This window comes from Burkholderia sp. 22PA0099, assembly GCF_047497165.1.
In the GTDB taxonomy this organism is placed as follows: Bacteria; Pseudomonadota; Gammaproteobacteria; order Burkholderiales; family Burkholderiaceae; genus Burkholderia.
This window is the reverse complement of sequence record NZ_CP163165.1, coordinates 3,890,659-3,903,866: the sequence shown is the minus strand read 5'-3', so window position 1 is coordinate 3,903,866 and position 13,208 is coordinate 3,890,659. Positions and strand designations below refer to the sequence as shown.

The following is a 13,208-nucleotide window of genomic DNA, read 5'->3' as shown; positions in this document are numbered from 1 at the left end:
GATGCGCATGTCCCGCTTGATTTCGTGGACTTCGGCACGATCTTCGGAACAGCCCTACAATAGCGGCTAGTGCTTTTTGGAGAGTTCGTCATGAACGCTGTCACTGAATCCGCGGTAAGCACCGCCACCGAAATGCCGACCCCGTTCGTCTTCACCGACTCGGCGGCCGACAAAGTCAAGCAACTGATCGACGAAGAAGGCAATCCCGAACTGAAGCTGCGCGTGTTCGTGCAAGGCGGCGGCTGCTCGGGCTTCCAGTACGGCTTCACGTTCGACGAAGAAGTCAACGAAGACGACTCCGTGCTGGTCAAGAACGGCGTCCAACTGCTGGTCGATTCGATGAGCTACCAGTACTTGGTCGGCGCAGAAATCGACTACAAGGACGACCTGAACGGCGCGCAGTTCGTGATCAAGAACCCGAACGCCACGACCACCTGCGGTTGCGGCTCGTCGTTCTCGGTCTGAGCGCCTAGGCGTTTCAGCGGGCGCCCGATTGGGGCGCTTGCCGTTGGTGCCATGAAAAACCCCCACGCGTGCGTGGGGGTTTTGTCGTTTCCGGCGTTTCGAGTGCGCGGGCTGCCTGAAGCGCTGCCCCCGATTCAGCGCGGATACAACGCGCCGAGCACGCGCTCGCCGGCCGCGCCCGTCACGCCGGCGATGTTGCCGGGTTCGCGGGCCGTGAAGCGCCACGCGAGCCAGGCGAACGCGATCGCCTCGACCTGCTGCGGCGGCACGCCGAGCGCGGCCGTGGTGTCGACGGCCGCTGCCACGCCGGCCTTGGCCAGCGCGTCGGCAAGCGCCTGCATCAACGCCGGATTGCGGGCGCCGCCGCCGCAGACATAAACATCGCGGCAATCCGGTGCATGTCGGCCGATTTCGCGCGCGATCGTCACGGCCGTGAGCGTGGTCAGCGTGGCCTGCACGTCCTCGGGCGAGACTTGCGCGAACGCCTGCAGCCGCGCGTGCAGCCAATCGGGGTTGAACAGGTCGCGGCCGGTGCTTTTCGGCGGCGGCAGGTCGAAATACGGCTCGGCGAGCAGGGCCGCCAGCAGCGCGATGTCGACCGTGCCGCGCGCGGCGAACTGGCCGCCCTCGTCGAACGGCTTGCCGAGATGGCGCAGCGCCCAGGCATCGAGCAGCGCGTTGGCCGGGCCGCAATCGAAGCCGCGCACGCCGGCGCCATGATGCGCGCCCTCGGCCGGCAGGATCGTGATGTTGCTGATGCCGCCGAGGTTGCAGACCACCCGCGTTTCGTCGGCCGCGCCGAACACGGTGGCGTGAAACGCCGGCGCGAGCGGCGCGCCCTGGCCGCCGGCCGCGATGTCGCGGCTGCGGAAATCGGCGATCACGTCCACGCGCGTCAGTTCGGCGAGCAGCGCCGGGTTGTTGATCTGGCGTGTGTAACCGCGCTCGGGGCGGTGGCGCACCGTCTGGCCGTGCACGCCGATCGCGCGCACCGCATCGGGCGAGAGATGCGCGGCGCGCTGCAATTCGTGGCAGCACACCGCGTAGCGCGTGGCCAGCGCGTTGGCGGCCAGCGATTCGCGTTCGATCTCGTTGTCGCCGGGCTGCTGCAGCGCGAACAGCGCCTCGCGCAGCGCACCGTCGAAGCCGACGAAGGCCTCGGCCAGCACCTCGGGCGCCGAGCCGGCCTGAAAGCGCACGGCGATGCCGTCGCAGCCGTCCATGCTGGTGCCCGACATCAGGCCGAAGTAGACGCCATCGGCCGGATGGGCGTCGTGCGTGCCGGCGCGCTGGCCGGACTGCGTGGGATTGGGCGCCACGGTTTCGCTCCTGTTCTGTCGTCGCGTACGCGGGCAACATGCCCGCGCCGCGGTGCCCCGATTATCCGCGCAAGCCGCCGCGCCGTTAAGCGATACCGGTCCGCCCGCGAGTTATGGGAAAATCCTTCTTTTTTCGACTTTCCTCTTTCTTGCACCGATGAGCCACGATCCCCAAACGAAGCCCGCGCTCCCGATCACCGACGGCGTGCGCGAAGCGCTCGCGATCACGAAACGCGGCGTCGACGAACTGCTGATCGAGGACGAGTTCGCGCAGAAGCTCGCGCGCAGCGAAGCCAGCGGCACGCCGCTGCGAATCAAGCTGGGCCTCGATCCGACCGCCCCCGACATCCACATCGGCCACACCGTGGTGCTGAACAAGATGCGTCAGCTCCAGGATCTCGGCCACACGGTGATCTTCCTGATCGGCGATTTCACGTCGCTGATCGGCGATCCGTCGGGCCGCAACGCCACGCGTCCGCCGCTCACGCGCGAGCAGATCGAGCACAACGCGAAGACCTACTTCGAGCAGGCCGCGCTGGTGCTCGACCGCGAAAAAACCGAAATCCGCTACAACAGCGAATGGTGCCTGCCGCTCGGCTCGGACGGCCTGATCAAGCTGGCGTCGCGCTACACGGTCGCGCGCATGATCGAGCGCGAGGATTTCACCAAGCGCTTCCAGGGCGGCGTGCCGATCTCGATCCATGAATTCCTGTACCCGCTGATGCAGGGCTACGATTCGGTCGCGCTCAACGCGGACCTGGAGCTCGGCGGCACCGACCAGAAGTTCAACCTGCTGGTCGGTCGCGAACTGCAGAAGCAATACGGCCAGGAACAGCAGTGCATTTTGACGATGCCGTTGCTCGAAGGCCTCGACGGCGTCGAGAAGATGTCGAAGTCCAAGCACAACTACATCGGCATCAGCGAGAAGCCCAACGACATGTTCGGCAAGCTGATGAGCATTTCCGACGTGCTGATGTGGCGTTACTTCGAACTGCTGTCGTTCCGTCCGTTGGGCGAGATCGAGAAGTTCAAGGCCGAGATCGAGGGCGGCCGCAACCCGCGCGATTTCAAGGTGCTGCTCGCGCAGGAAATCGTCGCGCGCTTCCACTCGCAGGCCGATGCCGAACGCGCGCTGGAAGATTTCAACCACCGCGCCAAGGGCGGTGTGCCCGACGACATTCCGTCGGTCGTGCTGACCGGTGCGCCGCTCGCGATCGGCCAGTTGCTCAAGCAGGCCGGCCTCGTGCCGTCCACCAGCGAAGCGCTGCGCAACATCGAGCAGGGCGGCGTGAAGATCGACGGCGCCACCGTGTCCGACAAGGGCGTGAAGATCGAAGCCGGCGAATACGTCGTGCAGGTCGGCAAGCGCCGCTTCGCGCGCGTGACGCTCGGCGCATGATCGCGCTGATCCAGCGCGTGAAGCGCGCCGACGTGCGGGTGGGCGAGCGCGTCACCGGCGAAATCGGCGCGGGCCTGCTCGCGCTGGTGTGCGCCGAGCGCGGCGACACCGAGGCGGTGGCCGACAAGCTGCTCGCCAAGGTGCTCGGCTACCGCGTGTTCGGCGATGCGGCCGGCAAGATGAACCTGCCCGTCACCAACCTCGACGGTGAAGGCCGCGCCGGCGGCCTGCTGCTGGTCTCGCAGTTCACGCTGGCGGCCGACACGCAAAGCGGGATGCGGCCGAGCTTCACGCCGGCCGCGCCGCCCGATGAAGGCGCCCGGCTGTTCTCCCATTTCGTCGATGCGGCACGCGCGCGCCATCCGGTCGTCGAGACCGGCGAGTTCGGCGCGGACATGCAGGTATCGCTCGTCAACGACGGCCCCGTCACGTTCTGGCTGCAGGTGCGTCCGTCGTGATGCCGTGCGGCCGCCGGCCCTTCTCTCGCTTCGCCACACGATGACCACCACGCAAATCCTCTTCATTCGTCACGGCGAAACCCCGTGGAACCGCATCAAGCGCATCCAGGGCCATATCGACATTCCGCTTGCGGAAAGCGGCGTCGAGCAGGCGGCGCAACTGGCTGAACGGCTCGCGCGCGAGGCCCGCGAAGGCCAGCGGCTCGACGCGATCTATTCGAGCGATCTGCAACGCGCGCGCCAGACGGCGCAGCCGTTCGCCGACGCACTCGGCCTGCCGGTGGTGCTGAACGAAGGGCTGCGCGAGCGCAACTACGGTGCGTTCCAGGGCCACGACAGCGCCGAGATCGCCGAGAAGTTTCCCGATGCCCATGCCCAATGGCAGACGCGCGATCCCGGTTTCGAGCCGGCCGGCGGCGAATCGCAGCGCGCGTTCTACCACCGCGTGCTGCATGCGCTCGAACCGATCGTGGCGGCGCATCCGGGCGGCCGGATCGCCGTGGTGGCGCATGGCGGCGTGCTCGATTGCGTCTATCGGTGGGCGATTTCGCTGCCGCTCGACGCGCCGCGCCAGTACGCGCTGCTGAACACCAGCATCAACGTGGTGGAGTTCGACGGCAACGCGCCGCGCATCGTCCGTTGGGCCGATGTCGATCATCTCGGTGGCGAGAGCGAGGACGACGGCTATCGCAAGGTGATGTAACGCCGCGTCTTCCAGCCCATGAAAAAAGCCTCGCATCTGCGAGGCTTTTTTTCGCCACCGCGTTCGTGCGGCGGCGATGTTCACCGGCGGGCCGAGACGGCTTACTGGATGTTGTGGCGCGACTTGTAGTCGAGTGCGTAGGCGAGCTTGCCCGGCTTCGAGGCGGTGATCGCCGCGCTGAGGTCGCCGAAATTGCCCTTCGTATAGGCCTTGCCGACATTGATCTGGGCGAGGCGGCCGAGTTCGGCGCCCGTCTTGCCGTCGATCACCGGATCGGTGGTGGCGACCATCTTCACCGACGCGTTCCAGGTGGCGTTCAGGTAGCCGGTATCGGCCGTGGCCGGATCGGGGCTGACCGTGCCGAGCTTGGTCAGCGTGTAGCCCGACAGCGGGAAGTTGGCGCGCAGCCAGTCGGCCCAGAAGAATTCCAGGAAGTCGGTCGACGGCGTCGGTTTGCTGTAGCCGATGTCGCGCGTGAAGTAGACGAGCGAGCGGTAGACGTCGTTCTGCATGCCGTGCGTCAGGCCGAGTGCGGTGGGCAGCTTGTCCGGCGTGATGGCCGCGCCGTTGGCGTCTTTCAGGCGCGTGAAGCCGCCGGTCTGCATCATCGACCAGAACGTGCTGCCGGCGTAGCTGCTGAAGTTCGCCTTGACCAGCACGTGGACGTGCAGCGCGGGGCCGCCGTCGGTCGTTTCGTAGTAGGTCGACAGGCCGTGGTGGCCGTCGGTCAGGTAGAGCGTGCTGCCGTTCGGGCCGATCACGACCGGGTTCAGCACGGTGGTGTCGCGCTTGGTCGGGTCGGTGGTGGTGCAGGTGTAGGTGGTGGCGTCGGTCAGCTTCGAGGTGGGGGTCGAGCTGCCCGAGACGAGGCCGCCGAGGCCTTCGTCGGCGCAGAAGTCGTCGAACTTCTTGGTCGGATCGAGTTCGTAGCGGCCGAGCTTGTAATAGATCTGGTCGTAGCCGAGCGCGTCCTGGCTCGGGTGCAGGTCGCTCAGTGCGACGTCGAGGATGTCGCCGGGCACGGCCGCGGCCCATTTGCCCGGGGTGGTCGTGGGCGTCGAGGAAGCCGGCGCCGGCGAGGCGGCGAGCGAGGACGAGGCCAACGTGCCGTCGCCACCGCACGCGGCAAGCGCGATCAGCGACGAGAACGAGGCGGCCAGCGCGATTCGGTGGAGCGAAGGAATCATCGGGGTAGCAATCGGTAAGAGTTGGAAGGCAGATGCAAGAAAAGGCGCAAGCTTGCCGACGGGATGTGACAGCGATTTGAAATATGACAAATCGATGAGACGGGCGGGGCGGTGGAGCGGCGGTGTCTGGCCGTGAAAGCGAGGGCGGTCGGGCGTTGAACGAGCGGTGTTATTCGTCGACGGCCGGGGTGCGGTGCGGGGCGGATTGAGGGGCTACGGCCGTGTGAGGTGGCTCGGTTTGCTGGCGCGGCGGCGCGGATTCGGCTGTTGCGGGCGCTGTCGGTGCCGACTTCGGCGCTGATACTGACTCCGATGCCGATGCCGATGCCGATGCCGATGCCGATGCCGATGCCGATGCCGATGCCGGGGCCGTGGCCGTGGCCGGGGCCGCTGCGGCCCGGCGCCGCGAACGCTTCGACGCGCCGTTGACGAGCGCCCAGCGCATCACCGGCCCCATAAGCCGCACGCCGGGGATGGCAACCATTCGCCGCATCGGTGCGAGGGCCGCGAGGCCGAGCTGCTGTTGAGCCCAGTCGGGCAGCAGATCCACGCCCGCGTGGAACAGCATGGCGGACGCCGGGCGCATCACCGCGCGCGGCACCGGCGCCTCGCGCAGCACGCGGATCACTTCACGGGTGCGCTCGCTGGCCACCAGCTCGCCGCGCATCCGTTCGAGATAGGCGGCGATTTCCGCGCGCGAACACGGCACGTCGGCCGCGCCGAGCATCACGGCGATGCGCGAGGTTTCGGCGTAGTAGCGGTCCTGCTCCTCACCGGTGAGCGCCGGATTCACGTAACGCAGGTATCCGGCCAGGAAGCTCGACACCTCGGCCACATGCACCCAGGTCAGCAGCGCTGGATCGCTGGCGCGGTAGGGCCGGCCGTCGGGGGCAGTGCCGGTCACGCCGTCGTGAATGGTCTTGACGCGCTCGATCAGGTGCAGCGCATCGGCGCGGCTCGCGAACGTGGTGCCGGCCACGAACGTGGCGGTGCGGCGCAGCCGGCCGAGAATGTCGGTACGAAACGAGGAGTGATCCCAGACGCCCGCCAGCGCGAGCGGATGCAGCGCCTGCAACAGCAGCGCGGCGATGCCGCCCGCCATCATCGAGGTGAAATCGGCGTGCACCCGCCAGCACACGGCGTCGGGGCCGAACAGGCCGGGGTCGCCCGGCGGCGACGAATAATCGATCGACGGCCCGCCGCCGCCCGAGGTCAGCATCGTGACGCCGGCCGCGAGCCGTGCGCGCAGCAGCCCGGCGAGGCCGCCGGACGAAGGCGCGGCCTGCGCGGAAGGCGCCTGCTTGCGATCCCGATTCGGTGGTGGCCGCGACATGGCTGGGTGCCGCGAGCTAGCGCGGCGTGGCGTCGTTGCCCGACTCGGGCACCGGCAGGCCGAAGTGGCGGTAGGTCAGCAGCGTGGCGACGCGCCCGCGCGGCGTGCGTTGCAGGAAGCCCTGCTGGATCAGGTAAGGCTCGAGCACGTCCTCGATGGTGTCGCGCTCCTCGCCGATCGCGGCGGCGAGGTTGTCGACGCCGACCGGGCCGCCGTCGAACTTGTGCAGGATCGCTTCGAGCAGCTTGCGGTCCATCACGTCGAAGCCGACCGGATCGACATCGAGCATCGCCAGCGCCGCATCGGCCACCTCGGCGGTGATCGCGCCGTCGGCCTTCACCTCGGCGTAATCGCGCACGCGGCGCAGCAGGCGGTTGGCGACCCGCGGCGTGCCGCGCGAGCGCCGCGCGATCTCGAACGCGCCGTTCGGATCGATGCGCGCATTGAGCAGCGAGGCCGAGCGCTGGACGATCCGCGACAACTGGCCCGCATCGTAGAACTCGAGCCGCGCGACGATCCCGAAGCGGTCGCGCAGCGGGTTGGTCAGCATGCCGGCGCGGGTGGTGGCGCCGACCAGCGTGAACGGCTGCAGATCGAGCTTGACGCTGCGCGCGGCGGGCCCCTCGCCGATCATGATGTCGATCTGGTAATCCTCGAGCGCCGGATACAGGATTTCCTCGACGACCGGCGAGAGCCGGTGGATTTCGTCGATGAACAGCACGTCGTTCGCTTCGAGGTTGGTCAGCAGCGCGGCGAGATCGCCCGGGCGTTCCAGCACCGGGCCGGAGGTCTGCCGCAGGTTCACGCCCATCTCGCGCGCGATGATGTGCGCGAGCGTGGTCTTGCCGAGGCCCGGCGGCCCGAACAGCAGCACGTGATCGAGCGCTTCGGCGCGGCGCTTGGCGGCTTCGATGAAGATTTCGAGCTGGCCGCGCACCTTTTCCTGGCCGACGTATTCGTCGAGCTGGCGCGGCCGCAGCGCACGTTCGAACGCCTCCTCGTGCGACGAGGCGGGCGTGGCGGCGATGATGCGCTCGCCGGCGAGTTTGTCGGTTTCGATCATGCGCGCATTGTACCGCGCGGCCCCGCGCCGAAGAATCGGCCGAACGGCCGACTCGCGCGGCCGGGCGCGGCATGAGATCGTGGTGGTGCCAGGCCGGCCACGGGCTGCCGCCGGCCGGTGATCAGGCCTTCGAGAGTGCCTTCAGCGAGATCTTGATGCCCTCGGACACGCCGGTGCCGGCCGGCACGTTCTTGATCGCGGCCAGCGCTTCCTTCTCGGAATAGCCGAGCGAGATCAGCGCGTTGAGGATGTCCGCGGCGTGGTCCGATTGCGAGGCCTGGCCGGCCAGTTCGCCGAGGTCCGCGCCGAGCTTGCCCTTCAGTTCGAGCAGCAGGCGTTCGGCGGTTTTCTTGCCGATGCCGGGCAGGCGCGTGAGGCGCGCGGTGTCCTGCATCGTCACGACCTGCGAGAGCTCCTGCACGCTCATGCCGGACAGCACCGCGAGCGCCATGCGCGCGCCGATGCCGGTGATCTTCAGCAGCTCGCGGAACGTGGTGCGTTCCTGCGGCGTGAGGAAGCCGTACAGCAGGTGGGCATCCTCGCGCACGATCATCTGCGTGAGCAGCACCACGCGCTCGCCCGTGTTCGGCAGGTTGTAGAACGTGCTCATCGGCACGTCGAGCTCGTAGCCGACGCCGTTGCAGTCGACCAGCAGGTGGGGTGGGTTTTTTTCGAGGAGGGTGCCGGCAATGCGACCGATCATGGCGAGGACAACGAAGGACCGAAAGCGCGAGTGTAGCGCACGCCACGCCGTGCGACGCGAACCGGCCGACATCGTGTCGCTTGTCGCTCCGGAGTTGAAGTATTACGCTCTCGATTTCAGGTATTACTCGGGAGCGACGATGTCGACGATGACCGTGAAGGGGCAGGTGACGATTCCGAAGGCCGTGCGCGAGCGCCTCGGCCTCGTGCCGGGCATGGAGGTGGATTTTCGGATGGAGAGCGACGGCCGCGTGACGGTGCAGCGGGCGGGCGGCGGCGCGCCGGCCTCGCGTTTTGCCGAGCTGCGCGGCTCGCTCGATGCGCCGATGAGCACCGACGAGATCCTCGCCCTCACGCGGGGCGACGGCGCATGATCTTCGTCGACACCAACGTGCTGCTCGATCTGGCGACCGACGATCCGGTCTGGGCCGGCTGGTCCCAGCATCAGCTCGAAGCCGCTTCGCTGCACGGGCCGCTGTCGATCAACGAGGTCGTTTATGCGGAACTTGGCGTGGGGTATGCGCGCATCGAGGCGCTCGATGCGTTCGTGGCGAGCGCCGGGCTGCGCATCGAACCGATGCCGCGTGCCGCGCTGTTCCTGGCCGGCAAGGCGTTCGGGCTATACCGGCGCACGGCCGGCGCGAAGGTCGGCGTGCTGCCCGATTTTTTCATCGGTGCCCACGCCAGCGTGCTCGGCGTGCAACTGCTGACGCGGGATATCGGCCGCTATCGCACCTATTTCCCGAAGCTCGCGCTGATCGCGCCGCAGGCGTGAAGTGTGAGAGGGAAGCGCAGGCGCCCGCGCCCGCCTCAGCCCACCAGCCGGCCGCGCCGCACGCGAAAGCCCTTCTTGACCAGCGAAGGGGCGAGGCCGCCGAGCGCTTCGAGCGTGCCGCCGCCGTGCGCATGGCAGATCGCCACGCCGAGCGCATCGGCTGCGTCGGTGCCGGGCAGGCCCGACAGCGCGAGCAGGCGCACCACCATCTGCTGCATCTGCTCCTTGGTGGCGCGGCCGTAGCCGACGATGGCCTGCTTCAGTTGCGTCGGGGTGTATTCGGCCACCGGCAGCGCACCGGCCACCAGCCCGCAGATCGCCGCGCCGCGGGCCTGGCCGAGCAGCAGGGTGGATTGCGGATTGACGTTGACGAACACTTTCTCGATCGAGGCCTGGTCCGGCGCATGTTCGCGCACGAGCGTGGATACGCCGTCGAAGATCACGCCGAGGCGCACCGAGAGATCGGCGGCGGACGGGGTACGGATCACGCCGCTCGCCACGTAGGCGAGCTTGCTGCCGTGCACGTCGATCACGCCGAAGCCGGTGACGCGCAGGCCGGGGTCGATGCCGATGATACGCATGAAGAGCGGGTGGGAAAGCGGGTGAGGAGCGCAGGGGAAATCAGCGGAATGCGCCGATGGTACAACGATCACCGCGTGGGTTGGGCAACGGCGGGCGCGGTTCGCACCACGTCGCGCCATGAAAAACGGCGGCGAGGAAAGCCTGCGCCGCCGTTTCGCGGGGCGGCGGCGGTTGCCCGCTCGCCCCGGTTTGCCGCCTGTCGAGCGCCGTGGCCGGCGCGTGCGATCAGTGACGGAAGTGACGGATGCCCGTCAGCACCATCGCGATGCCGTGTTCGTCGGCTGCCGCGATCACTTCGTCGTCGCGCATCGAGCCGCCCGGGTGGATCACCGCGGTCGCGCCGGCGGCCACCACCACGTCGAGGCCGTCGCGGAACGGGAAGAACGCATCCGACGCCACGGCCGAGCCGGTTAGCGTGAGGCCGGCGTTCTGCGCCTTGATGCCCGCGATGCGGGCCGAATCCACACGGCTCATCTGGCCGGCGCCGACACCGAGCGTCATGCCGTTGCCGCAGAACACGATCGCGTTCGACTTGACGAACTTCGCGACGCGCCAGGCGAACAGCAGATCGTCGAGTTCCTTCGGCGTCGGCTGGCGCTTCGTCACCACGCGCAGTTCTTCGGGTTGCACGTTGCGCGAGTCGAGCGACTGCACCAGCAGGCCGCCGCCGACGCGCTTCAGGTCGAATGCATTGAAGCCTTCGCCGAGCGCGATTTCGAGCAGACGGACGTTCTGCTTGGCCGCGAACACCTGCTTGGCCGCTTCCGAGAACGACGGGGCGATCAGCACTTCGACGAACTGCTTGGCCACGGCTTGCGCGGTCGCTTCGTCCACTTCGCGGTTGAACGCGATGATGCCGCCGAACGCCGAGGTCGGATCGGTCTGGAATGCCTTGGCATAGGCTTCGGCCGGGCTGGCGGCCACCGCCACGCCGCACGGGTTGGCGTGCTTGATGATCACGCAGGCCGGGGCGTCGAAGGTCTTCACGCATTCCCAGGCCGCGTCGGAATCGGCGATGTTGTTGTACGACAGTTCCTTGCCCTGCAACTGGCGGTAGTTCGCCAGCGCGCCGGCCGGGGTGGCCAGGTCGCGGTAGAACGCGGCCGTCTGGTGCGGGTTCTCGCCGTAGCGCAGGTCCTGCACCTTGTCGTACGCCAGGTTCAGCGTGGCCGGGTACGGCTTGCGCGTGGCGTGCTGCAGCTCTTCGGTCAGGCTCGTCAGGTAGTTCGTGATCGCGCCGTCGTATTGCGCGGTGTGCGCGAACACCTTGGTGGCGAGGCGGAAGTTGGTGGTGTAGCCCACCGTGTTGCCGTTCGCCTTCATTTCGTCGAGCACCACGGCGTAGTCGGCCGGATCGACGATCACCGTCACGTCGCGGTGGTTCTTCGCGGCCGAGCGCAGCATGGTCGGGCCGCCGATGTCGATGTTCTCGATCGCGTCGGCCAGCGTGCAGTCGTCCTTCGCGATGGTCGCGACGAACGGGTACAGGTTCACCACCAGCAGGTCGATGGTCGGGATGCCGTGCGCGTCGAGCGCCTGCATGTGTTCGGGCAGGTCGCGGCGCGCCAGGATCCCGCCGTGCACCTTCGGGTGCAGCGTCTTCACGCGCCCGTCGAGCATTTCCGGGAAACCGGTGTAGTCGGCCACTTCGGTGACGGGCAGGCCCGCGTCGGCCAGCAGCTTCGCGGTGCCGCCCGTCGACAGCAGCTTGACGCCCTGTTGCGAGAGGGCCGTCGCGAATTCGACGATGCCGGTTTTATCGGAAACGGAAAGGAGCGCTTGCTTGATCATGATGGGGAGCACCAGTAGCCAGGGAAACGGGGGACGGAAGCGGCCGGTCGTGCAACGGCCTTACAGCAGGCCGTGCTGCTGCAGCTTCTTGCGCAGCGTGTTGCGGTTGATGCCGAGGTACTCGGCGGCGAGCGACTGGTTGCCGCCCGCCTGTTCGAGCACGACCTCGAGCATCGGCTTCTCGACGCACGACATCACCATGTCGTAGACGTCATGCGGGTTGGACCCGTCGAGATCCCGGAAATACACGTCCAGGCTGTCGCGGACACATTGTTCGATGTTGTGCTTGCTCATGCTGCTATTGAATAGGGTCGGATGCGCCGCCGTCGTCGACATAGACGAGATGGTCGGACAGCGCGCGCTGCGCGTCGAAATAATCGTTGACGGCGGCAAGCTGGTCGCGTGTGGAATCGAGCGTATTCATCCGGTGCCGGAACGCGTTGGCGCCGGAAAGGCCGCGAGTGTACCAGCCGATGTGCTTGCGCGCAGTACGTACGCCGGTAAATTCGCCGTAGAACGCGTAATGATCTTCCAGGTGCTCGTTGAGCAGGTGCTGGATCTCGTCGACGCTCGGCGGCGGCAGGGTTTCGCCGGTTCGCAGGAAATGCTCGATTTCGCGGAACAGCCACGGGCGGCCTTGCGCGGCGCGACCGATCATCAGCGCGTCGGCGCCGGTGGCGTCGAGCACGGCACGTGCCTTGGCCGGCGAGGTAATGTCGCCGTTCGCCACCACCGGGATCTTCACCGAGGCCTTCACGGCGGCGATCGTGTCGTATTCGGCGTCGCCCTTGTAGAGATCGGCGCGCGTGCGGCCGTGCACGGTCAGCATCGCGATGCCGGCGTCCTGCGCGAGGCGCGCGATGGTCAGCGCGTTCTTGTGCTCGCGATCCCAGCCGGTGCGGATCTTCAGCGTGACAGGCACCGCGTCGGGGCCGGTGCCCACGGCCGCCACCACGGCCGAGACGATCCGCACTACCAGCGGTTCGTTCTGCAGCAGCGCCGAACCGGCCGCCACGTTGCAGACCTTCTTGGCCGGGCAGCCCATGTTGATGTCGATGATCTGCGCGCCGTTCGCCACGTTGTAGCGGGCCGCCTCGGCCATCATCGCCGGATCGGCGCCGGCGATCTGCACCGCGATCGGTTCGACCTCGCCCGTATGGTTGGCGCGGCGCATGGTCTTCTCGCTTTTCCAGAGCTGCGCGTTCGACGCGACCATCTCGGACACGGCGTAGCCGGCGCCCAGCCGCTTGCAGAGCTGGCGGAACGGGCGATCCGTGACGCCGGCCATGGGGGCGACGAACAGGTTGTTGCGCAGGACGTGAGAGCCGAGAACGGGCATTGCAATGGCAGCGCCCGCGCGAGGGCGCGGGCAACGATCGGACGGTGGGAAAACGCGCATTTTACCGTAAGCGCCGGGGGGGCCGGGCGATC

At 67.7% G+C, this 13,208-nt stretch carries 14 protein-coding genes and 1 pseudogene; 6 read left to right on the top strand and 9 right to left on the bottom strand.

The window, feature by feature from the left end; translation table 11 throughout:
- Positions 1-90: 90 nt before the first annotated feature.
- Positions 91-465: an iron-sulfur cluster insertion protein ErpA gene (gene erpA / locus AB4851_RS32675; protein ID WP_206129224.1), complete on the top strand. Its 375-nt coding sequence runs from the start codon at positions 91-93 to the stop codon at positions 463-465.
- A gap of 134 nt (positions 466-599) precedes the next feature.
- Here the strand turns inward: erpA and AB4851_RS32670 are convergent, their stop codons facing one another.
- On the bottom strand, positions 600-1,784 hold the full coding sequence (locus AB4851_RS32670) for an anhydro-N-acetylmuramic acid kinase (protein ID WP_414450345.1): 1,185 nt from the start codon (positions 1,782-1,784) through the stop codon (positions 600-602).
- 157 nt (positions 1,785-1,941) lie between these two features.
- Between AB4851_RS32670 and tyrS the strand changes: the two genes are divergently transcribed.
- Genes tyrS through AB4851_RS32655 form a run of 3 tightly spaced genes read left to right on the top strand, consistent with a single transcriptional unit; the run spans position 1,942 to position 4,344 of the window.
- Entirely contained in the window at positions 1,942-3,183 is a 1,242-nt protein-coding gene (tyrS, locus tag AB4851_RS32665) for a tyrosine--tRNA ligase (protein WP_414450344.1), read from the top strand.
- Complete coding sequence (dtd, locus tag AB4851_RS32660) at positions 3,180-3,641, top strand: D-aminoacyl-tRNA deacylase (RefSeq protein WP_414450343.1); 462 nt, start codon at positions 3,180-3,182, stop codon at positions 3,639-3,641. Before tyrS ends, dtd begins: the two co-directional genes overlap by 4 nt.
- A 40-nt stretch (positions 3,642-3,681) precedes the next feature.
- Positions 3,682-4,344 carry a histidine phosphatase family protein gene (locus AB4851_RS32655; RefSeq protein WP_414443934.1) on the top strand — a complete coding sequence of 221 codons (663 nt, stop codon included), beginning with the start codon at positions 3,682-3,684 and terminating at the stop codon, positions 4,342-4,344.
- Between the two features lie 101 nt (positions 4,345-4,445).
- Here AB4851_RS32655 and AB4851_RS32650 read toward each other — a convergent pair whose 3' ends face one another.
- The 4 genes and pseudogenes from AB4851_RS32650 to ruvA all read right to left on the bottom strand — a co-directional run bounded on the left by AB4851_RS32650 (position 4,446) and on the right by ruvA (position 8,630).
- Positions 4,446-5,531: a ParB/Srx family N-terminal domain-containing protein gene (locus tag AB4851_RS32650; protein WP_414450342.1), complete on the bottom strand. Its 1,086-nt coding sequence runs from the start codon at positions 5,529-5,531 to the stop codon at positions 4,446-4,448.
- Between the two features lie 382 nt (positions 5,532-5,913).
- Positions 5,914-6,864, bottom strand: a pseudogene (locus AB4851_RS32645) (oxygenase MpaB family protein); the annotation flags it as partial.
- Positions 6,865-6,880: 16 nt separating this feature from the next.
- Entirely contained in the window at positions 6,881-7,927 is a 1,047-nt protein-coding gene (ruvB, locus tag AB4851_RS32640; RefSeq protein ID WP_414450341.1) for a Holliday junction branch migration DNA helicase RuvB, read from the bottom strand.
- A gap of 121 nt (positions 7,928-8,048) precedes the next feature.
- Entirely contained in the window at positions 8,049-8,630 is a 582-nt protein-coding gene (gene ruvA / locus AB4851_RS32635; RefSeq protein WP_414450340.1) for a Holliday junction branch migration protein RuvA, read from the bottom strand.
- Between the two features lie 139 nt (positions 8,631-8,769).
- On the opposite strand from ruvA, the gene AB4851_RS32630 reads away from it, so the two are divergent.
- Complete coding sequence (locus AB4851_RS32630; protein ID WP_414443938.1) at positions 8,770-9,003, top strand: AbrB/MazE/SpoVT family DNA-binding domain-containing protein; 234 nt, start codon at positions 8,770-8,772, stop codon at positions 9,001-9,003.
- Positions 9,000-9,404 (top strand): type II toxin-antitoxin system VapC family toxin, encoded by a 405-nt coding sequence (locus tag AB4851_RS32625; RefSeq protein WP_414450339.1) that lies wholly within the window; start codon positions 9,000-9,002, stop codon positions 9,402-9,404. The genes AB4851_RS32630 and AB4851_RS32625 overlap by 4 nt, the downstream gene beginning before the upstream one ends.
- Positions 9,405-9,439: 35 nt before the next feature.
- On the opposite strand, the gene ruvC is transcribed toward AB4851_RS32625, so the two are convergent.
- The 4 genes from ruvC to dusB form a co-directional block, all read right to left on the bottom strand.
- Positions 9,440-9,985: a crossover junction endodeoxyribonuclease RuvC gene (ruvC, locus tag AB4851_RS32620; RefSeq protein ID WP_414443940.1), complete on the bottom strand. Its 546-nt coding sequence runs from the start codon at positions 9,983-9,985 to the stop codon at positions 9,440-9,442.
- Between the two features lie 226 nt (positions 9,986-10,211).
- Complete coding sequence (purH, locus tag AB4851_RS32615) at positions 10,212-11,777, bottom strand: bifunctional phosphoribosylaminoimidazolecarboxamide formyltransferase/IMP cyclohydrolase (RefSeq protein ID WP_414443941.1); 1,566 nt, start codon at positions 11,775-11,777, stop codon at positions 10,212-10,214.
- Positions 11,778-11,837: 60 nt separating this feature from the next.
- Positions 11,838-12,071, bottom strand: coding sequence for a Fis family transcriptional regulator (locus tag AB4851_RS32610; protein ID WP_013696668.1), 234 nt, complete (start codon positions 12,069-12,071; stop codon positions 11,838-11,840).
- Positions 12,072-12,075: 4 nt separating this feature from the next.
- Positions 12,076-13,116 carry a tRNA dihydrouridine synthase DusB gene (gene dusB, locus AB4851_RS32605; RefSeq protein WP_414443942.1) on the bottom strand — a complete coding sequence of 347 codons (1,041 nt, stop codon included), beginning with the start codon at positions 13,114-13,116 and terminating at the stop codon, positions 12,076-12,078.
- Positions 13,117-13,208: the final 92 nt, after the last annotated feature.